The 24591-nt window shown below is 68.6% G+C and carries 24 protein-coding genes; 10 read left to right on the top strand and 14 right to left on the bottom strand.

Annotation, left to right across the window (positions count from 1 at the left end):
• Nucleotides 1–18 precede the first annotated feature (18 nt).
• Nucleotides 19–588, top strand: coding sequence for a GNAT family N-acetyltransferase (locus OHB24_RS40080; RefSeq protein ID WP_327636193.1), 570 nt, complete (start codon nt 19–21; stop codon nt 586–588).
• Here OHB24_RS40080 and OHB24_RS40085 read toward each other — a convergent pair whose 3' ends face one another.
• On the bottom strand, nt 589–1143 hold the full coding sequence (locus OHB24_RS40085) for a LysM peptidoglycan-binding domain-containing protein (RefSeq protein ID WP_327636194.1): 555 nt from the start codon (nt 1141–1143) through the stop codon (nt 589–591). It abuts the gene before it with no gap.
• Between the two features lie 403 nt (nt 1144–1546).
• Between OHB24_RS40085 and lexA the strand changes: the two genes are divergently transcribed.
• Together lexA and OHB24_RS40095 are read left to right on the top strand one after the other, a co-directional pair.
• Nucleotides 1547–2332, top strand: a complete 786-nt coding sequence (gene lexA, locus OHB24_RS40090) for a transcriptional repressor LexA (protein ID WP_327636195.1) — start codon at nt 1547–1549, stop codon at nt 2330–2332.
• 48 nt (nt 2333–2380) lie between these two features.
• Entirely contained in the window at nt 2381–2890 is a 510-nt protein-coding gene (locus OHB24_RS40095) for a glutathione peroxidase (protein WP_327636196.1), read from the top strand.
• A gap of 105 nt (nt 2891–2995) precedes the next feature.
• On the opposite strand, the gene ligD is transcribed toward OHB24_RS40095, so the two are convergent.
• The 7 genes from ligD to macS form a co-directional block, all read right to left on the bottom strand.
• Nucleotides 2996–3970, bottom strand: coding sequence for a non-homologous end-joining DNA ligase (gene ligD / locus OHB24_RS40100; protein WP_327636197.1), 975 nt, complete (start codon nt 3968–3970; stop codon nt 2996–2998).
• 7 nt (nt 3971–3977) lie between these two features.
• Complete coding sequence (locus OHB24_RS40105; RefSeq protein WP_327636198.1) at nt 3978–5975, bottom strand: ATP-dependent DNA helicase; 1998 nt, start codon at nt 5973–5975, stop codon at nt 3978–3980.
• 128 nt (nt 5976–6103) lie between these two features.
• The gene (locus OHB24_RS40110; protein WP_327636199.1) at nt 6104–6478 is read right to left on the bottom strand and encodes a peptidase inhibitor family I36 protein; all 375 of its coding nucleotides are present in this window, start codon (nt 6476–6478) and stop codon (nt 6104–6106) included.
• A gap of 66 nt (nt 6479–6544) precedes the next feature.
• On the bottom strand, nt 6545–7459 hold the full coding sequence (locus OHB24_RS40115) for a hypothetical protein (RefSeq protein ID WP_327636200.1): 915 nt from the start codon (nt 7457–7459) through the stop codon (nt 6545–6547).
• 95 nt (nt 7460–7554) lie between these two features.
• Nucleotides 7555–9855: a protein translocase subunit SecD gene (gene secD, locus OHB24_RS40120; protein ID WP_327636202.1), complete on the bottom strand. Its 2301-nt coding sequence runs from the start codon at nt 9853–9855 to the stop codon at nt 7555–7557.
• A gap of 177 nt (nt 9856–10032) precedes the next feature.
• The gene (locus tag OHB24_RS40125) at nt 10033–10668 is read right to left on the bottom strand and encodes a response regulator transcription factor (protein ID WP_327636203.1); all 636 of its coding nucleotides are present in this window, start codon (nt 10666–10668) and stop codon (nt 10033–10035) included.
• On the bottom strand, nt 10665–11789 hold the full coding sequence (gene macS / locus OHB24_RS40130; RefSeq protein WP_327636204.1) for a MacS family sensor histidine kinase: 1125 nt from the start codon (nt 11787–11789) through the stop codon (nt 10665–10667). The genes OHB24_RS40125 and macS overlap by 4 nt, the downstream gene beginning before the upstream one ends.
• A 187-nt stretch (nt 11790–11976) precedes the next feature.
• On the opposite strand from macS, the gene OHB24_RS40135 reads away from it, so the two are divergent.
• Genes OHB24_RS40135 through OHB24_RS40145 form a run of 3 tightly spaced genes read left to right on the top strand, consistent with a single transcriptional unit; the run spans nt 11977 to nt 15089 of the window.
• The gene (locus OHB24_RS40135; protein WP_327636205.1) at nt 11977–14358 is read left to right on the top strand and encodes an immune inhibitor A domain-containing protein; all 2382 of its coding nucleotides are present in this window, start codon (nt 11977–11979) and stop codon (nt 14356–14358) included.
• Nucleotides 14359–14412: 54 nt separating this feature from the next.
• Complete coding sequence (locus tag OHB24_RS40140; protein ID WP_327636206.1) at nt 14413–14811, top strand: hypothetical protein; 399 nt, start codon at nt 14413–14415, stop codon at nt 14809–14811.
• Nucleotides 14808–15089 carry a hypothetical protein gene (locus tag OHB24_RS40145; protein WP_327636208.1) on the top strand — a complete coding sequence of 94 codons (282 nt, stop codon included), beginning with the start codon at nt 14808–14810 and terminating at the stop codon, nt 15087–15089. The genes OHB24_RS40140 and OHB24_RS40145 overlap by 4 nt, the downstream gene beginning before the upstream one ends.
• Here the strand turns inward: OHB24_RS40145 and hflX are convergent.
• Both hflX and dapF read right to left on the bottom strand, forming a co-directional pair.
• Nucleotides 15086–16576, bottom strand: a complete 1491-nt coding sequence (hflX, locus tag OHB24_RS40150) for a GTPase HflX (protein ID WP_327636209.1) — start codon at nt 16574–16576, stop codon at nt 15086–15088. The genes OHB24_RS40145 and hflX overlap by 4 nt on opposite strands.
• A gap of 72 nt (nt 16577–16648) precedes the next feature.
• A complete protein-coding gene (gene dapF / locus OHB24_RS40155; protein ID WP_327636210.1) occupies nt 16649–17491 on the bottom strand; it encodes a diaminopimelate epimerase in 843 nt (280 codons plus the stop codon).
• 82 nt (nt 17492–17573) lie between these two features.
• On the opposite strand from dapF, the gene OHB24_RS40160 reads away from it, so the two are divergent.
• Genes OHB24_RS40160 through OHB24_RS40175 form a run of 4 tightly spaced genes read left to right on the top strand, consistent with a single transcriptional unit; the run spans nt 17574 to nt 20621 of the window.
• Complete coding sequence (locus OHB24_RS40160; protein ID WP_327636211.1) at nt 17574–18554, top strand: transcriptional regulator; 981 nt, start codon at nt 17574–17576, stop codon at nt 18552–18554.
• Nucleotides 18544–19452 (top strand): hypothetical protein, encoded by a 909-nt coding sequence (locus OHB24_RS40165; RefSeq protein WP_327636212.1) that lies wholly within the window; start codon nt 18544–18546, stop codon nt 19450–19452. The genes OHB24_RS40160 and OHB24_RS40165 overlap by 11 nt, the downstream gene beginning before the upstream one ends.
• A gap of 1 nt (nt 19453) precedes the next feature.
• A complete protein-coding gene (locus OHB24_RS40170; protein ID WP_327636213.1) occupies nt 19454–20347 on the top strand; it encodes a hypothetical protein in 894 nt (297 codons plus the stop codon).
• A 19-nt stretch (nt 20348–20366) separates the two neighbouring features.
• Entirely contained in the window at nt 20367–20621 is a 255-nt protein-coding gene (locus tag OHB24_RS40175; protein ID WP_327636214.1) for a hypothetical protein, read from the top strand.
• On the opposite strand, the gene OHB24_RS40180 is transcribed toward OHB24_RS40175, so the two are convergent.
• Genes OHB24_RS40180 through OHB24_RS40195 form a run of 4 tightly spaced genes read right to left on the bottom strand, consistent with a single transcriptional unit; the run spans nt 20611 to nt 24588 of the window.
• Nucleotides 20611–22158 (bottom strand): N-acyl-D-amino-acid deacylase family protein, encoded by a 1548-nt coding sequence (locus OHB24_RS40180; RefSeq protein WP_327636215.1) that lies wholly within the window; start codon nt 22156–22158, stop codon nt 20611–20613. The two genes, OHB24_RS40175 and OHB24_RS40180, sit on opposite strands and share 11 nt — an antisense overlap.
• 4 nt (nt 22159–22162) lie before the next feature.
• The gene (menC, locus tag OHB24_RS40185) at nt 22163–23293 is read right to left on the bottom strand and encodes an o-succinylbenzoate synthase (protein ID WP_327636216.1); all 1131 of its coding nucleotides are present in this window, start codon (nt 23291–23293) and stop codon (nt 22163–22165) included.
• Complete coding sequence (locus OHB24_RS40190; protein ID WP_327636217.1) at nt 23283–23927, bottom strand: MurR/RpiR family transcriptional regulator; 645 nt, start codon at nt 23925–23927, stop codon at nt 23283–23285. Before OHB24_RS40190 ends, menC begins: the two co-directional genes overlap by 11 nt.
• The gene (locus OHB24_RS40195) at nt 23920–24588 is read right to left on the bottom strand and encodes a GNAT family N-acetyltransferase (protein ID WP_327636218.1); all 669 of its coding nucleotides are present in this window, start codon (nt 24586–24588) and stop codon (nt 23920–23922) included. The genes OHB24_RS40190 and OHB24_RS40195 overlap by 8 nt, the downstream gene beginning before the upstream one ends.
• Nucleotides 24589–24591 lie beyond the last annotated feature (3 nt).

Genomic DNA, 24591 nt, shown 5'->3' on the forward strand with positions numbered 1-24591 from the left:
CTAGCCGAGGATGGTGCCGTGACTGGATTCCGACCCGCGTACCCGCTGCTGACCGAGCGGCTGGAGCTGCGGCCGCATCGGATGGACGATCTGGACGACCTGTTCGCTTTTCACTCACGGCCGGAGGTCGTGCGGTACACGCCGTGGCCGGTCCGGAGCCGGGAGGAGACGCGGGCCGCGCTGGAGCGGAAGCTTCCGCAGGGTGAGCTGACCGCGGACGGTCAGTGGCTGGTGCTGGCGATCGAGCTGCGCGAGACCGGGACCGTCATCGGCGAGGTGCTGCTGAAGTGGGCGAGCGAGGCCGACCGCCAGGGTGAGATCGGGTTTGCGCTGCACACCGACTACCAGGGCAAGGGGCTTGCCGCGGAGGCTGCGCGCGAGATGCTGCGGGTCGGCTTCGAGGAGCTCGCGCTGCATCGGATCGTGGCGATCCTCGACGACCGGAACAGTGCTTCGGCGCGGCTGCTCGAACGGCTCGGAATGCGGCGCGAGGCGCATCACCTGCATGCGTCGCAGTTCAAGGGTGAGTGGGGCAACGAATACGCGTACGCGCTGCTCGAGGACGAATGGCGCGCCGGGCGGAGCTGATCAGCCGGCGACGGGGATCTGCAGGGTCTGGCCGGGGATGATGTCCGCGGGCGTGGCGAGGTTGTTGAGGTTCGCGATCTTCTCCACGACCGCGGCGGGATCCTGGCCGGGGTTGGTGTCCTGGGCGATGGACCAGAGGGTCTGACCCGGGGCGACCTGCACCGGAACGGTGTGGGTGAAGTGCGGGCCGGGCTCGAGGACGCCGGCGACCCGGAGGCCGAGGACGAGGATCGCCGCGCCGAAGATGAGGACCGACACGACGGTCAGCAGCATCCGGCCGCGCTGGGTCAGCCGAAGGGTCGGCTCGGGCTGCACCGAGGCCTGGCGCCCGAGCTCGTCACCCGAGCACCCACGAATCGGCAGCCGGTCGGTGGTCGCACCCTCGATCCGCGGACGCCGACGCGGCGCCACCGCCGGAGCCGGGGCGGCCGGGGACTCGGTGGGTGTGGTTGGAACGGCCTTGAGGTGGGGGTTTGCGGTCCGCCGGCGTGGCGGGGTGGCCTCCGGCGAGCGGTGTCGGCCCAGTGCGTCGGCCGCTACGGCTGCTGTGCTCATCGGGTCCTCCAGACCTCTGTTCGGTGCGCGTCCTGCGGTGTCGAGTCCTGTCTATCGGCTGCCTCCGACAGTTTCGTTGCGGTCCCCACCCCACCGCCCCGGTCAGTTCCGAAGACCAGCCTGTTCGCCCGACCCGAACACCTGTTCGATCGAACGCCTGTACGAATGATTAACCGACAGCCGCCCCTCGCGCAACCACTTCCAACCAGGACACGCCCAGGAAATTCCCTGCCGCGACAGCACCCCGCGTGCGCCTTATAACCTGACACCCGAACAAACATGCGAACCGACACGCCTTCGAACAGATGTTTGAAGAATCTCAGGATTCGGTCTACGGTCGACTCAGTCGAGCACGTTTCGGCCGGTGGGACGATCACCGGCCCGACCCGAGGAGTTACCACCGATGGCCAGGACGCCGAGCGGTTCCAGCAAGGACGAGCGCACTGGCGCGGACAAGGCCGCGGGCAAGTCGGACCGTACGGTCGCGGAGCTGCCGGACGGACCGGCGGACGCGACCGGACTGACGCCGCGCCAGCGCCGCGTGCTGGACGTGATCCGCGACTCGGTGGACAGCCGCGGCTACCCGCCGTCGATGCGCGAGATCGGTGAGCGGGTCGGCCTGACCAGCTCCTCCTCGGTGTCGCACCAGCTGCGTGTGCTCGAGCAGAAGGGCTTGCTCCGCCGCGACCCGAACCGCCCGCGGGCGATCGAGGTCCGCTACCCCGGCGAGCTCGACGCCGCGGCCCGGCGGTCGGCGCTCGGCTCGGTGCGGCAGACGGCGTACGACGAGACCGGGGCCGGCGACGCGCACCCGGACGCGGTGTATGTGCCGGTGGTCGGCCAGATCGCCGCCGGTAACCCGATCCTCGCCGAGCAGGAGATCGAAGAGGTCTTCCCGTTGCCCAAGGCAATGGTCGGCGAGGGCACGCTGTTCATGCTGAAGGTCAAGGGCGAGTCGATGATCGACGCGGCCATCTGCGACGGCGACTGGGTGGTCGTGCGGCAGGAGCAGACCGCGGAGAACGGCGACATCGTGGCCGCGATGATCGACGGCGAGGCGACCGTGAAGACGTTCAAGAAGACCAAGACCGAGATCCTGCTGCTACCACACAACCCCGCTTTCGAGCCGATCGACGGCAAGGACGCGGTCATTCTCGGAAAGGTCGTAACAGTTCTGCGGCGAGTCTGACATATCGGACGGCGAGCGAAGTCGGGCGTGTCGTGTCAGCATTGAGTCATGACGACTGTCTATGACTTCAGCGCCACGCGGATCGAAGGCAATGAACAGTCTCTTGCCGATTTCCGCGACCAGGTGCTCCTGGTGGTGAACACGGCGTCGCAGTGTGCCCAGACCCCGCAGTACACGGGTCTGCAGAAGCTCTACAGGACGTACCGCCGGCAGGGCTTCTCGGTGCTCGGTTTTCCCTGCGACCAGTTCGGCCACCAGGAGCCTGGTGACGAGAACGAGATCGCGAACTTCTGCTCGACGATCTACCACGTCACCTTCCCGATGTTCGCCAAGATCGAGGTCAACGGGTCGCGGACGATCCCGTTGTACAACTGGCTGAAACGCGAGCAGGGCGGCCTGCTCGGCGGCCGGGTCAAGTGGAACTTCACCAAGTTCCTGCTCGGTCGCGACGGCGGGGTGATCGCGCGCTACGCGCCGACACACTCGCCCGAGAAGCTGGTCGACAAGATCGAGTCCGCACTGGCGGTACCGGCGCCGTCCCGGGAAACGAACGACTGAAATTCGGTCATTTTCTGCGACAGTGGAACAGCGAATGTCTCAGCGCCGCAGAACATTCTCCGCATTTCGAACAATTCGGTCGTCGGCCGCAGGTCCCGAATGTATTCAGGCGCGCTCTACGAGGACCGATTCCGGGTTGATGTCGAGACGCAAACCGCGCCATACCGGATGCCGTAGCCGGCCGTCCCCGCCCCAGCCGGAGTAGGTGACTTCGGCGACCAGGGCCGGGTCGAGCCAGTGGGCGCGACGCCGGTCCGTCATCGGGATGCTCGAGGGGTTGAACGCGGGCCGTTCGATCTCGAGACCGGTCAGCTCGGCGCTCAGCAGGTCCAGCGTCGCGAAGTCGAGTCCGGAGCCGACCTTGCCGATCAGCACCAGCTCGCCGTCGGCGTACGCGCCGCAGTAGAAGGAGCCGATCTTCCCTTCCCGGTTCCCCTCCCCCGGATGCCAGCCGCACAGTACGACGTCTCTGGTCAGCACCGGCTTGATCTTGATCCAGTCGGCGCTGCGCCGCCCCGGCAGGTACCGCGACTTGCGCCGCTTCGCCACCACCCCTTCGAGCCCTTGCGCAGCAGACTGTTCGAGCGCCTGGTCGCTGTCGAGCAGCGCCGGCGGCACCTCCCAGAACGGGTCGCCGATGTCCAGCGACTCGAGCAGTCCGCGACGATCGTCGTACGTTGCCTCTAGCAACCACTCGCCGTCGAAGCGGAGCAGGTCGAACACCCGCACGGACACCGGCACCTCGGTGATCAGATGCCGGAGCTGGCGCGGGTCGCGGACATGCATCCGTCGCTGCAGCAGGCCGAACGACGGCGCGCCGTTCTCGTCCAGCGTGACGATCTCCCCGTCGAGTACGGCGGGCAACCGCAACCCGGGCGCCTCCGCGAGGCCGATCAGCTCGGGGTAGCCGCCGGACACGTCGTGGCTGTTCCGCGACCACAGCCGGCAGACGCCGTCGTCGACCTCGGCGATGACGCGGATGCCGTCCCACTTCATCTCGTACGACCAGCCCGCTCCGGAGGGCATCTGCCCCAGGGCTGCCATCATCGGCAGCACCGGCGGGCCGGTCACGGGACTCATGACTGGCTCACGTGGACTGCAACCGCTTCAGCGCGCCGAGCACCTTCTCACGATCGGCGGTCGGCCACATCGGCGGCAAGGAGGCGCGCAGGAACCCGCCGTACCGCTGGGTGACGATGCGGGGGTCGAGGATCGCGACCACGCCGCGGTCCGAGCTGCGGCGGATCAGCCGGCCGGTGCCCTGCGCGAGCAGCAGTCCGGCGTGCGTTGCGGCCACGGACATGAACCCGTTGCCGCCCGCCTCGTCGACGGCACGCTGGCGGGCCGCCATCAGCGGCTCGTCCGGGCGCGGGAACGGGATCCGGTCGATGATGACCAGGTTGCAGGTCGATCCCGGTACGTCGATTCCCTGCCACAGCGACAGCGTGCCGAACAGCGACGTCTCGGGGTCGTCGACGAACTCGCGGGCCAGCTCGCCGAGTTGCGCGTCGCCCTGGCAGAGCACCTTGAGGTCGGTGGCCTCGCGCACCGCGGCGGTCGCCGCCTCCGCCGCACGGCGGGACGAGAACAGGCCGAGGGTCCGTCCGCCGGCCGCGGTGATCAGGTCGATGATCTCCTCGAACTGCTTCTTGCCCAGTCCGTCGCGGTGCGGTGCCGGGAGGTGCTTGGCGACGTACAGGATCGCCTGCTTCTCGTACTCGAACGGGGAGCCGACGTCGAGGCCGCGCCACGGCAGCGGTCCCTTCTCCTCGGAGTCGTCCAGCTCCGGCATCTCGTCGTCGTCAGCGAGCTTGTCGGCGGGCCGCAGGCCGACCTGGCGGGCGATCGCGTCGAAGTCGCCGCCGAGTGTCAGCGTCGCGGAGGTGAGCACCGCCGTACGGTCGCGGAGGACCAGTTCGCGGAGCAGGCCGGCGACGGTGAGCGGGGCGATCCGGAGCTCGCGGCCGAAGCGGTCGCGGTCGATCATCCAGACCACGTCGGCGTCGCTCAGCGCGGCGACGCGTTCGGCGACGTCGAAGATCTCCTTGACCGCGCCCTTGGACTGCCGCTTGGCGCCGTCCGGGTCGTTGTCCTTGTCGTCGGACTTCTTGTTCAGATCGGAGTACATGCCGCGGGCCGCGTCGCGGACCAGGGCGGCGGCCTCGAGGACCAGCGTGTTGGACGGCTCGATGCGGCCCTCGCGGGTGCCCTCGAGCGCGGCGCGGAGCGCGTCGGAGGCGTCGATCAGGTCGTCGGCCTTGTCGTCGTCGACGAACCGGCGGCCGCGTTTGGCGGCGCGCTCGACCATCTGCGGGGACAGCTCGTCGCCGGCCGCGCCGGTGACCCGGGCGGGCAGCTCGTGGGCCTCGTCGACGATGATGACGTCGTGCTCGGGCAGGACCGTGCGGTTCTCGAAGGCGTCGATCGACAGCAGGGCGTGGTTCGTGATGACGATGTCGGCCTTGCGGGCGAGTTCCTTGGACTTCTCGGCGAAGCACTCCTCGCCGTACGGGCATTTCTGTGCGCCGAGGCACTCGCGCGCGCTGATCGCCACCTGCTGCCAGGCCTGGTACTGGTGCGACGGGGCGTGATCCCGATCGCCGGCCTCGCCGTCGGCGAGCTGCTGCTCGGCCCAGTCGCGGAGCTCGACGACCTGACGGCCGATCTCCCCCGACGGCGGCACGTCGACGAGCATGCCGTCGTCGTCCGGCGCGCCCTCCCGGATCCGGTGCAGGCAGGCGTAGTTGTTCCGCCCCTTCTGGATCGCGTACTTCGGTCTGCGCGGGAGGAGCTTCTCGGTCGCGTCGAGCAACGCCGGTACGTCGCGGTCGACGAGCTGGGACTGCAACGCGAGGGTCGCCGTGGAAACGACCACGCGACGGTCCTCGATCGCGTGCAGCAGCGCGGGGACGAGGTACCCGAGAGACTTGCCGGTGCCGGTGCCTGCCTGGACCAGCAGATGCGATCCGTCGTGCATCGCGGTGTCGACGGCTTGCGCCATCTCCACCTGCCCCGGCCGTGTCTGACCGGCGATCCCGGCCACGGCAGCTTCCAGCAGATCCCGCACATCAACACCCACCGCCATACCCTAGCCCGCGCCGCGGACAGATTTACGCTCCGGCAGGCGCAGCTGTGGATAACCGTGGTGGAACCTCCCGCAGGGACGCGGGCCGACTGCGCCCGCGCCCCTGCGCTTCCCCGAGTGAGGTCCGGTCAGCAGTGATCGACCCACTTGTGCGAGTCGTAGTCGTTGTCGTCCATGCCCGCGTCGTAGGTCTCGCCACGGTTGACGCAGATGTCGAAGTCGCCGTAGTTGATGTCCTCGTAGACGTTCACGCTGTCGAGGGTCACCGGCTTCCCGTTGTTGTAGACGGAGTCGGCGTCGTCGTGCATGTTCCGGCCCAGCCACTGCGTCGAGTTGCCGGACCACTCGGCGATCCTCCCGGTGAAGCCGTCCTCGGTCCAGGCGCAGAAGTTGCCCGAGTCGCAGTCCGCCAGGTTCGCGTTCGCCGTACCGCTGCCGACGAACGCCGTCGCGATCAGTGCGAGGCCTCCGACTGCTGCTCCGAGCTTCCGTGATGTGCGCATGCGAAATACACCCCTTGTGGTTGTGTGTTTCCCGACCCGCCGAGCCGGATTGCCCGGCGGGAGATCTCAGCCCCGGTCGAGCGCTTCGTGCGCGCGGGGCAGCGCGGCGACCTCGTAGGCTGCGAGCAACCGCTGGTCATCCGTGTGCGCGGCCATTGCCGCCGCGCGATGCTTCGGCTCGATCGTGTGGATCGTCTTGCCCAGCGACGACGAGTTCGCGCAGGTGGCCTCGAGTACCGCGAACCGGACCTCTGTCCGCTTCGCGTCGGCCTCTGGGAGCTTCTCGGTACGCCGTGCGAGCTCCTCACGCAGCGCGCCCGGGTCCTCGACCGCGACACCGCTGCGGCGTAGGCAGGCTGCCCAGTCCTTCACGGCGGCCTGGTAGCGGGCGTCTGCTCGGACGTCCCGGCGTACGACGCGGTCAAGGCCCTCGATGGTCTTGCTGGCGGCGAACCAGCCGCGCAGATCGCCGTACAACTGCTTGCGGGCAGTCGCGACGCAGCCCTTGTTGCTGACGCTCACCCGGCCGCCGGCGGGCAGATCAATGGTGATCTGGCGGCCGCTGCCGATCAGCGCCGCCTGGTAGGCCTTCTGGTCGGCGGTCGACAGCTTGTTCACGTACGCCGCATTGCCGTCGGCCGGCTCGACCGGCTGCTCCGTCGCCGCGAGCGTCAGCCCGTAGCCGTACCGTTTCGCCCAGCTCGGATCGTCGACGACGTACGGGAACTCACGCTGCGCGGCGGTCGGCGCCGGCGGCTGCGCACGGTCCAGATAGCGATAGCCGTGATCGGCCATGCAACGACTGATCAACCGCTCCTCGGCGCGGTACAGCAGCGCCTTCTCCCCCGCCGTCGCTGTCCGCGTGTACGCCGGTACGACGGGATCTTCCGGGCCGAATCCCTTCACCAGCAGGGCCCCGGCCACTGCCGCGATCAGTACCGCAGCGGCCGAGCCGAGCACGACCGGTCTCTTGATGCCCATGAAAACCACTCCGAATCGTCGGTTCCGTGGTGTTCACGAACATCTCAGGCCGTGCTTTCAGACTCCTTTCACAGCCGGTGACCGGCTGAAAGTGATCAGACGACGGCGCCGCGGTCGGGTTGGGCGTCGTGGTCCACCTGGCTGCGCTTGGGGCGCGGCGGTGGGGCCGGGTAGCGGCGTTCGAGTTCGAGGAGGAGGGGTGCCGCGGTGAGGTTGGAGGAGTAGGTGCCGACGAGGATGCCCAGCAGGAGCGCCAGGGAGAAGTCGGCGAGTGAGTCGCCGCCGAGGAACAGCAGGGCGGCGAGGATGAAGAGGGTCGAGATACCGGTGTTGATGGTTCGTGGCAGGACGTTCACGATCGCGGTGTCGATGGTCGTGCCGAGGTTGTCGGTGGCCCGCGCGCTGCGGGTCTCGCGGATCCGGTCGAAGACGACCACCGAGTCGTTCACCGTGTAGCCGATGACGGTCAGGAGCGCGGCCAGGAAGATGCCGTCGATCGGCCTCCCCGTCCAGGCGAAGACACCGACCACGACCGCGACGTTCTGCAGCAGCGCCAGGACGGCGCCGGCGCCGAACGTCCAGCGGAACCGCGCGGCGAGGTACGCCAACTGGGCGAGCAGCGCGATGCCGAGGGCGATCAGGCCCTTGTTCCGCAGCTCCTCACCGAGCGACGGGCCGATGCTCTCGTTGCGGATCACGTCGGCGGAGCCGCCGATCCGGGCCAGGGACTCCTGGATCTTCACCGCTTCGTCGTCGCTGATCGTGCCGGTCCGCACGGTGATGTCGTCGGTCCCGGACGCCTGCACGACCGCGGTCGGGTACCCGGCCTCGGCGACTGCGGCGCGCGCCTGGTCCGGCGTGATCCGTTGCGCCGTACTGACCTCGATCAGCCGGCCGCCGGTGAACTCGATGCCGAGGTTCAGGCCGCGGACAGCGACGCCCGCGACGCTCACGATGATTGCGACCGCCGTGATCACGAGCCAACGGCGGCTGTGCTTCATCAGCGACGGCTTCCGGTGTTCCAGCCAGATCCGGACCCGGCCGTGGCCGGCGATCCCGCTCAGGCCCGGACGACGCAGGACGAACCCACGCGACACGACGAACTCGGCGAACACGCGGGTCACCACGAGGGCCGACAGCATCGAGGCGATCACACCGATCGAGAGCGTGACGCCGAAGCCGCGGACGGGACCGGCGGCCAGGACGAACAGCAGGCCGGCCGCCAGCAGCGTGGTGATGTTGGAGTCGGCGATCGCGGACAGCGCGTTCTGGAAGCCGCTGCGCAGCGAGCGGCGCAGGCCGTCGGTGCGGCCGGCTATGAAGTCCTCACGGGCGCGTTCGAAGACAAGGACGTTCGCATCGACCGCCATCCCGATCGCGAGCACGAATCCGGCCAGGCCGGGCAGGGTGAGGGTGGCTCCGATCACGGTCAAGGCGGCGTACGACATCGCGGCGTACCCGAGCAGGCCGATGACCGCCATCAGGCCGACGAGGCGGTAGACCACGATGATGAAGAGCGCGGTCAGCGCGAGGCCGATGATCGCGGCGAGGGCGCTGGCCTGGATCGCGTCCTGACCGAGCGACGGGCCGACCGTGCGCTGGTCGATGACCTCGACCGGCACCGGCAGCGCGCCGCCGGAGATCAGCGCGGCCAGGTCCTTCGCGCTCTCCTCGGTGAAGGAGCCGGAGATCGTGGTGCTGCCGCCGGCGATACCGATCTTGCAGAGCTGGTTGCCGCCGTTCGGGTCGACCTGCGGCGAGCTGATGACCTCGTTGTCGAGCACGATCGCGATCAGCCGCTGCGGGGTGCCGACCGGGTTGCAGGCGGCCTTGCCGGTGATGTTCGCCCAGGTCTTGCCGCCGTCGCCCTTGAAGTTCATCTCGACGAACCAGCCCTGCGCGACCTGCTGCGGGTCGAGCCGGCCCTCGGCGCCACTGACCAGCTCGCCGGTCATCGCGGGTTTGGCGAGCCGCAGGACGCCCTGGCCGCTCTCGGGCGGCAGGTAGGTCTCCCCCGCCGCAGGCTTGGCCGGTTTGGTCGCGACCTGGTCGAGCACCTCGTGGAACGTGAGCTGCGCGGTCTTACCGATCACCTTGGCGGCCTCGCGCGGGTCCTGGACGCCGGGCAGCTCGACAATGATTCGGTTCTCGCCCTGGCGGGTGACGTTCGGCTCGCTGACGCCGAGCGCGTCGATCCGCCGGTGCAGGACCTGGGTGGCCTTGTCGGTGGTCTCCTTGGTCGCCTTGACCGTCGGCGAGTCCTTCGCCTGGAGGACGATCTGCGTTCCGCCGCGCAGGTCGAGACCGAGCTGTGGCTTGGCGGTCAACGTGACGTACGTCGACGCCGCCAGGACCAGGAAGGCGAGAAGTGCGCGGACAAGGGACGACCGGTTCACCGAATCCTCCGGAGATAGGCACCCGCAGTACAGGTGTCATGACAGAGAGCACCCACGCGGACGTGGAACGCACAGTGTACGAACGCCACACAACCGCACAAGCGACCGTGTCGCAACCGTAACCGTCCACCCAGCCAACCACCCGCCCACGCGTACTACGCAGCTCGCGTGGGGTGGTTAGTCCGTGTCGAGGCCGTGTTCTATGGCGTAGCGGACTAGTTCGGCTCGGTTGTGGAGTTGGAGTTTGCGGAGGGTGTTTTGGACGTGGTTCTCGACTGTGCGGTGGGAGAGGACGAGGCGGGTGGCGATTTGTTTGGCGGTGAGGCCGCGGGCTACCAGGCGCAGTACTTCGGTTTCGCGGTCGGTGAGGTGTGGGACCTCGGGCCCGGTCTCGCCGAGGCGGCGGTACTCCCCCAGCAGCAGTCCGGCGAGACCCGCGCTGAAGATCGCGTCGCCCTCGGCGGTACGGCGTACCGCCTCGTCGAACTCGTCCAGGGACGCGGACTTCACCAGATACCCGGAGGCGCCGTTCTTGACGGCCGCGAGTACGTCGTCCTGCTCGGCGCTGGCCGACAGTACGAGGACGCGGGTGTCGGGGAGGGCTGTGGTGATCTCGCGGGTCGCGTCGACGCCGGAGCCGTCGCCGAGTTGCAGGTCCATCACCACCACGTCCGGGCGGGTCGCCAGCGCGATCTTCACCGCGCTCGCGACGTCCGAGGCGGTCGCGCAGACGTCGTACCCACGGCTCCCCAGATCGCGTGCCACGCCCTCGCGCCACATCGGGTGATCGTCGACGATCATGATGCGGGTCATGAGACCTCCACCTTCAACTCCCATTCGGTTCCTTCGCCGGGGGCGGTCCGGACGGTGACGGTGCCACCCAGGTCGGCGATCCGGCCGCGGATGGACTGACTGACGCCCAGGTGCCCGTTCACGCGGGCCTGTTCGAGGCGTGCGGGCGTCGTACCGACGCCGTCGTCGCGGATCGACACCACGATTTCCCCGCCGAGGTCCTCGACGACCACCCAGGACCGGGCGTCGGGGCCGGCGTGCTTCGACACGTTACTCAGAGCTTCCTTGACCGCGGCAACCAGTTCCTCGGCCGTGGGCGCGGGCAGCAGGACCTGCGCGGCCGGTACGACGACGTCGATCCGGGTCGTGGCCAGCGGCAACAGCAGTCCACACAGATCAACGCGATCGCCCGTCGCGACGGTGGGGCGGGTGGACATCAAGGTGCGGAGGGCAACTTCCTGTTCGGCGGCCAGCTGCGCCAGTTCGGTCGCCTCGCCGCCGATCGCCGTACCGCGCCGCTGTACCTGGGCCAGCACCTGCAGTACGCCGTCGTGGATCGAGCGACTGAGCCGCAGCCGCTCAGCGGTCGCGCTCTCCGCGGCGATCGCCTCGCGCAGCCGCACGCCCGCCTGCCGCATGGTGGAGGCGGCGTACCCCACGACCAGCCCGGCAACCAGTAACAGCTGGACGTTGCTGAGGATCTTCGACACGTTCTCGACCCCACGCAGCGACAGCAGCGCCAGGCTGATCGTGGCGGCGCCGAGCAGACCGCCGTCGCGGCCGCGGGAGATGGCCAGCGCCAGGACCGGCCCGGCCGCCCACACCGAGGTCAGTACGGAGGCGCCCGCGCGGATGTCGAGCAGCGGCTGGGCCCACAAGGTCGCGAACATGCAGCCGACCGTGACGATCAGGTCCGCGAACGCGAGCCGCGTGTTCCGGCGGCCCCAGCGGCGGCTGTAGCCGTACGACGAGATCAGCGTCCAGACCCCCATCACGGCCAGCTGGAGCACCGCGCCGTACGGGCGGACGATGCCGTCCCAGCGAGTCCACACGCCGAAGCACGCGAACGCCCAGGTGAGCAGGCGGAACACGACCAGCGCACGCCACAACGGCTGCAGCAGGTCGACTGTCTGGCGCTCCACCCGCAACAGTCTGCCAAGTACCAGGGATGGAATGCGTGAGCCCTTCTACTCAGAACGCAGGTTTCCCCGCTCGTTCACAGCATTTCCTCAGTTCCACTTCAGCTGAAGCTAATTTCCCCGTACTCTCGCGCAAAACACGCTCGGGGGAGCTACGAACACACTGCGTTATCAGACACGGAGGGGAATCGTGCGCAAGCTACCCGCTGGGCTGTTCAGCCTGGCTTTGGCGGCGACGACCGGGCTCGGCATCGCCGCGGCCACGGCCGGAAACGCCGCCACACCGTCCAAGCAAGGGTCGGCGCCGAGCGCAAGTGAGCCTGCACCCGCATCCGACGAGCTGCCCAACCCGCTCGAGGACAAGCGCCGCGAGCTGCGGCAGGAGGCCCTGACCAAGGTCATCAACGGTCAGGCCAAGCCTGAGCAGCGTAACGGCAGCACGGTCGTCAAGCTCGGGACCAAGGCCGCCGGCGCCAAGGGTGGGAAGAGCGCCAAGAGCGCCAAGGCCCGCGTCGACCAGTACGTGGAGCTCGGCCGGGAGAAGACCGACCGGATCTTCGTCGTGCTGGCCGAGTTCGGCAGCGAGCGGCACCCGGACTACCCGGACAAGGACCAGGCGCCGAGCATCCCCGGCCCGGCCACCTTCGAGGGCCCGCTGCACAACGCGATCCCGGAGCCGGACCGATCGGTGGACAACTCCACCGTCTGGCAGGCCGACTACAACCAGAAGCACTTCCAGGACATGTACTTCGGCAGCGGCAACTCCGTGAAGAAGTACTACGAGAAGCAGTCGTCTGGCCGCTACTCGGTGTCCGGCGAGGTCACCGACTGGGTGAAGGTCAAGTACAACGAGGCCCGGTACGGCCGCTCGAACGGCTTCCCGTGCGCGAGCAACGTCTGCAGCAACACCTGGAACCTGGTCCAGGACGCGGTGAACCAGTGGGTCGTCGACCAGCAAGCGGCCGGGCGGACCAAGGCGCAGATCACCGCGGACCTGAAGACGTTCGACCAGTGGGACCGTTACGACTACGACGGTGACGGCAACTTCAACGAGCCGGACGGCTACATCGACCACTTCCAGATCGTGCACGCCGGTGGCGACCAGGCCGACGGCGACCCGCAGCAGGGCGAGGACGCGATCTGGTCGCACCGCTGGTACGCGAACTTCGCCGGCGGCCCGGCGAACAACCCGATCGGCGGCGCGCAGATCGGCGACACCGGCCTGTACGTCGGCGACTACACGATCCAGCCGGAGAACGGCGGTATCAGCGTCTTCGCCCACGAGTACGCGCACGACCTGGGCCTGCCCGACCACTACGACACCTCGGGTGCAGCGGTCGAGAACGGCGTGAACTGGTGGACGATCATGGCGCAGAGCCGGGTCGGCAAGCCGACTGACGGCGGTATCGGCGAGCAGGCGGCCGACCTCGGTGCCTGGGACAAGCTGCAGCTCGGCTGGCTCGACTACGAGATCGTGAACGCGGGCCAGAACAGGACGCTCGAGCTCGGACCGCACGAGTACAACTCGGCCAAGGCACAGGCCGCGGTGGTCACCTTGCCGAAGAAGCTGGTCACCACGCCGCTGCAGACACCTCCGGTCGGCACCAAGTCCTGGTGGAGCGGTGAGGGCGACGAGTTCACCCACACCATGAACCGGCAGGTCGCCGTACCGGCAGGCACCACCACCCTGACGTTCCAGGCGAACTGGGACATCGAGGACTGCGGCCCTGACGCGTGCGACTACGCCTACGTCGAGGTCAACGACGGCACCGGCTACAAGCCGATCGCGGGCTCGATCACCAAGGCGGCCGAGGGCAACGGCATCGACGGCAAGAGCGGCGGCTGGGTCCCGGCGACGTTCGACCTGTCCGCCTACCAGGGCAAGACGATCGGCCTGCAGCTGCGCTACTCGACCGACGCGAACACCGGTGGCTACGGGTTCTTCGCCGACGCGATCAAGGTCGTCTCGGGCTCGACCACGCTGGTCGACTCCGGTGCGGAGGCCACGCCGGAAGGCTGGACCCTGAACGGCTTCAGCTCGGTCGGTGCGACCATCACGACGCCGTACGACAACTACTACATCGCGTCGAACGTGAACTACGTGTCGTACGACCAGCACCTGAAGACCGGTCCGTACAACTTCGGTTGGGCGAGCACGTTGGGCGACAAGGTGGAGCACTTCCCGTACCAGGACGGCCTGCTGGTCTGGTACTGGGACACGTCGCAGCGCAACAACAACACCAACACCCACCCGGGTGAGGGCCTCGTGCTGCCTGTCGACAGCCACCCGGTCCCGATCAACCGGATCGACGGCCAGCTGTGGCGTCCGCGCGTCAGCGGGTACGACGCTCCGTTCGGCCTCGAGAAGGCGGACTCGTTCACGTTGCACATCAACGGGCAGGCGAGCTACATCCGCGGCCAGAACGCCGTACCGACCTTCAACGACAGCAAGCAGTACTGGTCGGCCGATCTGCCGACCAGCAGCGTGAAGGTCCCGAACAACGGCGTCAACATCAAGGTCGTCTCCAAGACCGGCACCACGATGAAGATCCAGGTCTCGAAGCGCAAGTAGTGCCTTGAGCAACAAGTAGTGCCGGCGGCCCGGGAGTCCTGCTCCCGGGCCGCCGTGTCTCTGCCTACGGGCCGCGAGTCCGAGCAGGATCCGCAGCGTGACGGTGAAACTCAAGTCGTCGACGGCGGCTCCTGCCGGACGGTGCGTTCGACGTACATCGCGCCGGCGGTGGCGGTCTGCGCGGTCGGGGCCGGTGCGTTGTGGGCCTGGAACGTCGCGACCATCTACGACAGCCGGCCGGCTGAGGCGAAGATCTCGTCCGCGGCGGGCTCGGACTTCCTGGTGATGCAGATCCTGCCGATCTGCTGCGGAGTGATCGGCGTGCTGGCGATGACGTCCGAACACGCGACCCGTTCCATCACCACGACGTTGATCGCCGTACCGGGGCGGCTGCGGATCCTGCTCGGCAAGGCGCTCACGGTTGGTTCGGTGGCGCCTCCGCGGCAGTCGTGACGGCGACGGCCCTGGTCGGTTTGGGTCTCGGCGCCGTACTGCGTTCCACCGCGGCAGCCGTGGTAGCGCTGTTCGTGCTGCCAGGACTGACGAGCTTTCTGCCCGCGCCCTGGGGCGACCGGGTCAGGGCCTTAGTGCTCCCGAACCTGGCCGAACAGGTGGCGGGCACAGGCACCGGCTCCGTTCTGGAGCCGGTCCTGGCCGCCTGTGTTGTGGCTGCGTACGTGCTGCTCGCCGTCGGCGGTGGGGCGATTGCCTTGCTCCGCCGGGACGTTTAGCTCGCTTTGGTGACCTGGTACGGCGTGAGGTCGCCGGCCAGGGCCGGGTGGACCCTTGCGGTCAGGTGGGTGCCGTCGGCGGTGTGTTCGAGTTGCTCGACCGAGCCTTCGGAGTGGATCCGGGAGACCAGGTCACCGCGGTCGTACGGCAGCAGGACCTCCAGGGCCACGTGCGGCTGCGGCAGGGCGCCCTCGAGCAGCTCGCGAAGCTTGTCCATGCCTTCGCCGGTGCGGGCCGACACGACGATCGCGTTCGGCTCGCGGTGCAGGATCGGCGCCAGCGCGAGCGGGTCGGCGGCGTCGGCCTTGTTGATCACCACGATCTCCGGTACGTCGGTCGCGTTGATCTCGGACAGCACCTCGCGGACCGCCTGGATCTGCGCGAGCGGGTCCGGGTGCGAACCGTCCACCACGTGCAGCAGCAGGTAGGCGTCCGTGACCTCCTCCAGCGTCGAGCGGAACGCCTCGACGATGTCGTGCGGCAGGTGCCGGACGAACCCGACCGTGTCGGTCAGCGTGTACACGCGGCCGTCGGAAGTCGTCGTACGGCGGGTCGTCGGGTCCAGGGTCGCGAACAGCGCGTCCTCGACCAGCACGCCCGCGCCGGTGAGCTGGTTCAGCAGCGAGGACTTGCCGGCGTTGGTGTACCCCGCGATCGCGACCGACGGAACCAGGTTGCGGCGACGCTCCTGGCGCATCGTCGACCGGGTGCTCTTCAGGTTCTTGAGCATCCGGCGGAGCTTCGCGATCTTGGTGTTGATCCGGCGCCGGTCGGTCTCGATCTTGGTCTCACCGGGACCACGGCCACCGATACCGCCACCGGCCGCGCCGACCCGTCCACCGGCCTGGCGGGACAGGTTTCCACCCCAACCACGCAGGCGCTGCTTCATGTACTGCAGCTGGGCCAGCTCGACCTGGGCCTTGCCTTCCTTGCTCTTCGCGTGCTGCGCGAAGATATCCAGGATCAGCGCGGTCCGGTCGACGACCTTGACCTTGAGCCGGTCTTCCAGGTTGCGCAGCTGCGCGGGCGCCAGCTCGCCGTCGGCGATCACGGTGTCCACACCCAGCGACGCGACCAGGTTGCGCAGGTCGGTCACCTTGCCGGAACCGATGAAGGTCGCCGCGTCCGGCTTCTTGCGCCGCTGGATCACGCCGTCCAGTACCTCGGAACCGGCGGTCTCGGCGAGCAACTTCAGCTCTGCCAGCGAGTTCTCCGCGTCCTCGGCGCTGCCCTCGGTCCAGACGCCGACCAGCAGCACCCGCTCGAGCAGCAGCTTGCGGTATTCGACCTCGCTGATGTCGGTCAGCTCGGTCGACATGCCGACCACACGCCGGAGCGCTTGGCGCTCCTCGAGCTCGAGGCCCTCGGTGGTCAGCTCGTTGTCGTACTCATCGTGACCCGTCAACGAATCGCCGGAGTCATCGCCCTCGATGAGGTCGGTTTCGACGTCGGTGGTCTCTTCGTACGCGTGTGAATGGGTCGTCATATACCTTCCATGGTGGCACGGGCCTCAAGTACAAGCGACCCGTTTACCAGGAGTCAACGCCCCACGCAGGAATCAGATTCCCAGCCACGCGCGGTCGAACTCGCCACGAGCGTGCAGAACCGCCGGTCCGGTCAGTTCCAGGTGGTTGTCCGCGCGCCACGTCACGCTCACTTCACCACCCGGTACGCCGACGCGGTACGTCACCGGGCGCTCCTCACGGGCCGCTCGCGCAGCCGCCACGGTCACGGCGCAGGTGCCCGTGCCACACGACCGCGTCTCCCCCGATCCGCGCTCGTGCACCCGCATCTGGACGTCGCGCGGACCACGCCGTACGACGAACTCCACGTTCACCCCGTGCGGGAAGGCGTCCGACGGCGACCAGGTGGGCTGATCGCACAGGTTGCCCGGCTCGTTCAGGTTGTCGACGAAGGCGACCGCGTGCGGGTTGCCCATGTCGACGTGGACGGCGGGCCACTGGTGACCGTTGGCGTCGACCACGATCCCGGCCGCGTCGGGGATCGTCGGCTCGCCCATGTCGGCGGTCAGCGTGCCGTCGTCGTTCTGCGCGACCTCCTTGACGCCCGCGCGGGTGCCGACCCGGACCGGCTTCCCGTCGATCAGGCCCGCCTCCGCCAGGTACTTCACGAAGACCCGGATACCGTTCCCGCACATCTCCGCGATCGAACCGTCCGCGTTCCGGTAGTCCATGAACCAGTCGCCGCCGTCCTCGACGTACGACTGCTTGTCGCCCTCGATCACCCGCAGCACCCCGTCGGCGCCGAGGCCGGCGTGCCGGTCGCAGAGGAACCGCACCACCGACGCGTCCAGCTCGCCGTGCACGGAACCATCGGGATCGGGCAGGATCACGAAGTCGTTCTCGGTCCCATGCCCCTTCAACCAGGGAAACGTACTCATGGCCCAAGCCTAGTGCGCCGCCTTTTCATCGAGGCGAAAACCCTGATCGGCGTGGACCGCGCTCACTGTCAGACTTCGAACTGTGACGCTGCGGATGGTCTTCGACCGGGACGACCTCCACCGGATCCGGCTCGCCGACGGGCCTGACCCGCTGTGGGAGCTCGTCCTGAGCCTGCACGCCGCCCGAGAACCGCTGGTGCCGGCGCATCTCGCCCGGTGGCGGGAGCAGGCCACGATCCGTGTCACGGCCCACGACCACGCTCGGAAGTGGCTGGGCATCCTGTTCACCCTCGTACCGCTCGAAGGCAACTTCCCCGATTTCCTCACCCCGGCGTACTCCGGTGACAGCATCGACGCCGGTTGCGAGATCGTCGCCCGGACCCAGCGCACGTTGCTGCGTCCGGACCTCGAAGCGGTGTTCGACGGCCGCACACCGCCGCAGTGGGTCCGCGAACTCGCCGCGGGCGATCATCGTCGCCTCACCGATGTCGCCGGAGCGATGCACAGCGGGTACGACGTACTCCTCGAACCCGTGTGGCACGAGCTGACCGGAACCGTCGGCGCCGACCGGAGGACCCGGGCCGACGCTCTCGCCCGCGGCGGCGTGGATGCGTTGCTCCGGTCCATCCCCGGCGTGATCGGCTGGGACGGGCAGGTGCTTGAGATCGGATACGGCCTCCGGCACCACACCGTGCACCTGCGCGGCCGCGGCCTCACCATCCTGCCGAGCTACTTCTGCACCGAGCGCCCGATCACGCTCATCGACCCCGAACTCCCACCGGTCCTCGTCTACCCCGCGGCGGCCGGATCCCCGTCCGGCCCGCGTACGGCGTCCGCACAACTCGTCGCCCTGCTCGGCAAGACCCGCGCCGAATGCCTGGCCGCGCTGGCCACGACCCTCACCACGAGCGGGCTCGCCGCCCAGGTCGGTACGTCGGTCGGCAGCGCCAGCAAGCATGCGACGGTACTGCGGGAGGCCGGCCTGATCACCACCGTCCGCCACGGCGGCGCCGTCCGCCATCACGTCACCGAACTGGGAGCAGCCCTCCTCGATGAACGCTGACCGCCTGTTCCTCTGCCTCCTGCTACTCGTCGGACTCCTCACCGCCTGCTCCGGCCAGGACGACCGCGTGAAGCTCAAGGCCGCCCTCGAGAAGGGACCGTTGTCGGTCTCGGTGGACTCGTCCGGCAAGGCCGACTTCGGTGCCGCCGAGCAGTTCGAGCTCGACATCCTCCACCCCGGCAAGGGCGTGTCGACCGCCGAGGAACGCGTCGAGGAACAGCGCTCGAAGGAGGCGGCCGAGCTCCGGTGGTACGTCGTGTTCGTGCTGGCGTCCGAGGGCGGGAAGGAGGCCGTGTTCGAGTTCGCGCCGGACGGGCTGCTGCAGGTCTCGCTGTCGGGGAAGGTGGTCCAGTCGCTGCGGATGCGGATCACGGTCGTCGAGCTGACCCCTGGCGCGACCGCCGAGATCACCCAGATCGCCGCCGCCAGGTCCGGCCCGGGCGGCACCTTGCCGGATCCGCTGCTGCCGAAGGAGCTGGTCGGCCGGTGGACCGGGAAGCTCAGCTTCTTCGAGCGCAGCAACCCGCTCGGCAAGGGGTACACCCGGCCCGACCGCCCGATCACCATCACGATCCCGGCGCGGAAACTTCCCGCCTCGGACGTCGTCGGTACGGCGTACCTGCCGAAGGCGGACTTCACCGTCACCTTCGGCGACCGGGAGCAGAAGGAGTCCCGGCCGGCCCAGAAGAACACCCTCGTCCTGGACACGACGTCGGACCGGCCGATCTCGATCAACCGCGTCTATGTCCGGCTGAACGAGGGCGGCGGGCCGCCGTTCAGTCTCACGGTGCTTGCCAACGGCAAGTTGTACGTCGAGCAGTACAAGAGCGTCAGCGCCCAGTCGGAGCTCGACCTCGCGAAACTCGAGCAGGCCGCGCTGCTGACGAGGGCGGGCTGACATGAGACGGCTGATGCTGCTGGTTCCCCTGCTGCTGCTCGTGACGGGTTGCGTCCAGAAGGACTCGATCTCGTTCGGGCCGGTGGAGATCTCGGTCGACGAGGCCGGATCGGTCGAGGTGTTCGTCGGCCCGTCGTTCGCGACCCCGATGGGCGACTTCAAGGTCGGGGCCGCGATCACGGTCATCGACCGGCAGCCGGACGATCACTGGTACGTCGTCGTACGGCACACCTATCGGTCCGTGGTAACGGACACCGTGTACCGGCTCAGTTCCGCGAGCGGGTTGCGGATCGAGTCCGGCGGGCAACTGGTCGAGGAGTTCGCGAGGCATCGCGCGCTGATCGTCGTACCGCCGGGGAAGGCGAACACGATCAGGATCAGCCCGATCGGCGACGGCGAGTACTCGGTGCGCGACGCCGGGGCGGTGGCGATGCCGGCCGGGCTGGCAGGTGCCTGGTCCGGCTCGGTGCGCGGCGGGAATCGGAACGTGTGGACGAACAAGACCAACGAGTACTGGCCGCGGACCCAGGTCCGGCTGCGGTTGTTCGGCGGCGAGGTCGGGCAGCCGGTCGGCGAGTTCAGCTATCCGGCGTGGAACTGCTCGGGAGTCGTCGTGCTCGCCGATGTCGGGACCAAGTTCCGCCCGCTGGTCGGTGAGGACGGGAAGTCGGTTGTCGGGGTTCGGCTGAAGCACGTCGTACTGGAGAGTGGGCGCACCCAGCGTTGCGGTGGATTCGTCAAGGCAGGGCAGGGCGATCCGGACCAGGGCTGGCTGCTGCTCCGAACCATTGCCGGCAGCAAACTCCGGATGGACACGAGCCTCGAGTGGACCCCCGAGGCCACGGAGGACGAGCCGAACGCCGAGCGACCGATCTCGACGACGCTGGCTCGCTAGAACGCAGTAGCGTTTCCTCATGATCGCGTACTTCTGGGAGCAGGACGACGCCGTCGCGGTCGCGGAGCGGCTCGGCGGGGAGGTACGGCGCGGGCGCTTCCACGGCGAGGACGACGACGAGGACCATCCGTGGCTCGTCTTACTCGAAGACGTAGACCGAGCCACCCTGGACACCCTGCTCGCTGAGCACGACGGCTGGCTGGAACCCGACACCGACGCCCCGCCCGCAGCCCCTCCCCCACTCCCAGACGCCCCCAAACGCTTCAAGAAGTAAGGCCGATGATCCGTCCCGGGTGGTGGGCGGTTGGGGTGGCGTCGGTCAGGGTTGGTTGGCCGGCTACGAGGACGTGGTTGATGCCGGTGGAGAGTTGCCATGGGTCGTCGTACGTCGAGTTGTCGGTGATCTTGTGGGGGTCGAGGACCACCAGGTCGGCGATTGTGCCTGGTTTGACGAGGCCGCGGTCCGAGAGGCCTAGGCGGGTCGCGGGGAGTGAGGTCATTCGGCGGATGGCTTCGGGGAGGGTGAGGATGCCGCGGGCGCGGGCGTAGTGGCCGAGGACGCGGGGGAAGGTGCCGAAGTTGCGGGGGTGCGGGTGTCCGGGGCCGGTTGCGTCCATGATCCAGCCGTCGCTGGCGACCGCCGTCCGCGGATGTTCGAGAACGGTCGTCACGTCGTCCTCGCTCATCCCGTGGTTCACCACGCTCACCGCAGCCTGGTGGGACTCAAGGATGCGGAGCACGATCTCCGCGGCGTCCACCCCGTCGCGCCGGGCGATCTCGGTGAGGCTGAGGCCGCGGCTGTCCTCGTAGCGGCCCGGTGGCAGCGACGCGATCACGACCGAGTCCGGCGAGAGCAGTACGTCGGCGCGGAGGGCTTCGGCGATCCGCGCGCGTTCGGCCGGGTCGGCGAGTCGGCCGAGCAACACGCCGCCGGCGAGCGCCCAGGTCGGGAGCCTGGTGGTGAGCGTCGTGCTGGTGGCGGTGTACGGATAGGCGTCCCAGCCGAGGTCGACGTCGTCGACCTTGTCCAGGTGTTCGAGCGCGGCCTCGACGAGACCGTAGTTGGCCTTGCCGACGGCCTTCAGGTGCGAGATCTCCAGCCGCGCGCCGCCGGCCCGCGCCGCCGCGATCGCCTCGTCCAAGGCGCCCAGCAGACCTGCGCCCTCGTTGCGGATGTGGGTCGAGTACAGCAGCCCGCATTCAGCAGCAGTAGCGACCAACGCGGCAACCTCTTCAGATGATGCGTAAGCGCCCGGCGCATAGATCAATCCGGTCGAGAACCCGACCGCGCCCTGATCGGCTGCCGCCCGCAGCAGGTCCTGCATCGTCCGCAGTTCCTCGGGCGACGGCGCTCGTTTCGCACTGCCCATCGCGGCGATCCGCAGCGTGCAATGGCCGACTTGCAGAGCCAGGTTCACCGCCGGTTGCAACGTCGCAGCGAACCCGGCGAGATCGTTCCAGGACCAGTCGTGCTTCGGACCGAGGAACGCCGTACCCGCACGCAACGTCTCGAGGTCCGTGATCGGGAACGGCGACCAGCCGCAGTTCCCCGCGACCAGCGTGGTGACGCCCTGGGCGAGCTGCGACTCGGCAGCCGGACTCGCGCCGAGACTGAAATCCGCGTGCGAGTGCAGATCGACGAACCCCGGTGCCACAATGTTGCCTGTGGCATCGATGACGTCTGCTTCGGCGAGCGGCTCACCGGGTGGCAGCACCGCGGTGATGCGCTCGCCCTCGACCAGCACGGTCCCGGGCACCAGGTCGGCGCCGGTGCCGTCCGCGATCAGGCCGCCGGTCACTGCCACGCGCATCGAGTCACTCCTGTTCTGGTCCGAAGGACAACTCGGCGACCGTGTTGGCGGTGATCAGCTCGCGGTCCACGGCGTGACCGAGACCGTTTGTCTTGGGCACCTGTACGACGCCCCGGTCCGCGACCACGGCGGGTTCGACGATGTCCCGGGCGTAGTACTTCTCCGAGGCGGACACATCCGATGGGAGGGTGAACCCGGGGAGACTGGACAGGGCGACGTTCGCGAGCCGGCCGATGCCGAACTCGTGCATGCCGCCGCACCAGACGCCGATCCCGGCCTGCTGCGCCCGATCGTGCGCCGCACGCGCCGCACCGAGGCCGCCCATCCGCGACACCTTGATGTTGAGGACCTGCAGCGCTTCTAGCGCAAGCGCGGTCTCCAGATCTTGGACTGTCTCGATGCTCTCGTCGAGACACACCGGCGTACCGATCGTGCGTTGCAGCGCGGCGTGTGTGAGCAGGTCCCGCGGCGCGAACGGCTGCTCGATCATCGTCAACCCGAACTCGTCCAGCTCCGCCAGGTGCTTCAGGTCGTCAGCGGTGTAGATCCCGTTGGCGTCCACGTGCAGGTCAAGCGACGGGTACGCCATACGCACGGCCCGGACCGGTTCTACGTCCCAGCCCGGGGCGATCTTCAGCTTGACCCGTGGATATCCGGCGGCGACCTGGCGCTCGACCTCGGTCAGCAGGTCGTCGATCGTCGGCTCGATGCCCAGCGAGACACCCGCGACGACCTCGGTCCGGGTCCCGCCCAGGACGGTTGCCAGCGGCACCGATTGCGCCTCGGCCCACAGAACCCAGGCGGCCATGTCCACACCGGCCTTGGCGAAGTTGTTGCCGCGGACCTTCGACCACACCCTGGCCAGCTCGTCGGGGTGCGTCCACGGCCGGCCAAGCACCGCGGGCAAGAGGTACTGCGAGGCGATGTGCCAGCAGGACTCGACAGTTTCGGGCGCATAAAACGGGTCCGAGGACGACGCGATCTCGCCCCACCCGATCGCGCCCGACGTGTCCTCCAGTTCGACCAGGATGTGATCGAGGTACGTCTTGCGGTGCGAGCTGGTCTGGAACTCGTGCACCAACGGCATCCGCACCCGATGCAGCCGGGCGGCGACGATCTTCAGCTCAGTTGACATACAGTCCCAGCTCCGTGTTCAGCCGATCCCGCTCCATCAGCCGTCGTCGCGCACCCTTCGAGCTCGCCGTCGTCAGCGTCGCGAGCACGTGCAGCACCGAGGCGACGACGGTCGGCGAGTCGACGTACGACGCGCTCCCGGTCGCGACGTAGATGCTTTGGGCCGCGAGCTTCGCCAGCGGCGCGTCCTCGAAGTCCGTGACCGCGACGAGCTCACCACCGGCCTCGACGAACCGGCGGGCGATCTCGACGGTGTCGCGGCGGTACCGGCGGAACGAGAACGCGACCATCAGGTCGTTGGACCGGACGTCGGACAGGACGTCGACGCCGCGGACGACGGTGCCGTCGATCAGCGTCACCTGCGAGAGGCCGACGCCGAGGTCGAAGGCCAGCAACGACGCGTACGAGTACGACTTCGCCGAGCCGATGATGAAGCGCCGGCGGGCGGCGACGATCCGGGCGGCGGCCTGCGCGATCGCCTCGTCGGTGAGGATCTGGTCCAGGGCCTCGTCGATCGAGGCACGTTCCTGCTCGACCACGCGGCGCTGCAGGAGCGTCGACGAGCGGCGTTGCAGCCGGGCGTCGTACCGCTCGTGGGGGCTCGCGAGCTCGCGGTTGAGGGGATCGTCAGGCATGGTCGGCCGGCCCGAAGTAGTAGGCGCCGTTGCCGTCCGGGAGCCGCCGGCAGGAGACGGCGACGAGTCCCTGGCCGAGCAGTTTCTCGAACGACCTGCGCAGCTCGCGCGGGTCGGCAGGCACGATCAGCTCGGTGAGCTCGGCCTCGTCGAGGACGGCGGGTTCGTCGCGGGTCAGGTCCCATTCGATGACCACGCGGTCGGTGCCCGGACCGTACATGTCGGGCGCGAACCAGCGGCCGCGGGCGCCGAGCACGTCGAGGTTGAAGTGCGCGTTGCGGATCTGCGCCGGGTCGTAGGTCCAGCGCATCCGCGACATACCGTGGCTGAGGGCAACTTCCTTCTGGGCGTGCTTGAGCATCCGGCCGAGGCCGCGGCCCTGCTGCCCGTCGGCCACCACGGCCGACTGCGAGTAGTGGTAGAAACCGCGCCGGTCGGTGCCGCAGAACCCGTACGCGAACGCGACCAGCCGGTCGCTCTCGTCGAGGATGCCGACCACCGAGCCGCCGTTGCTCGCCAGCGCACCGAGCAGCCGCGGGTTCAGCCCGTACGCCGGGTCGAGGTAGCCGAAGACCTCGCGGTACAGCGCCGAGGCCTCGGCGAACCGGGACGCCGTGGTGAGCGAGACCGCGCGGAAGCTCACCTCAGAGATACGATTCATATC

The organism is Kribbella sp. NBC_00482 (assembly GCF_036013725.1).
Classification (GTDB): Bacteria; Actinomycetota; Actinomycetes; order Propionibacteriales; family Kribbellaceae; genus Kribbella.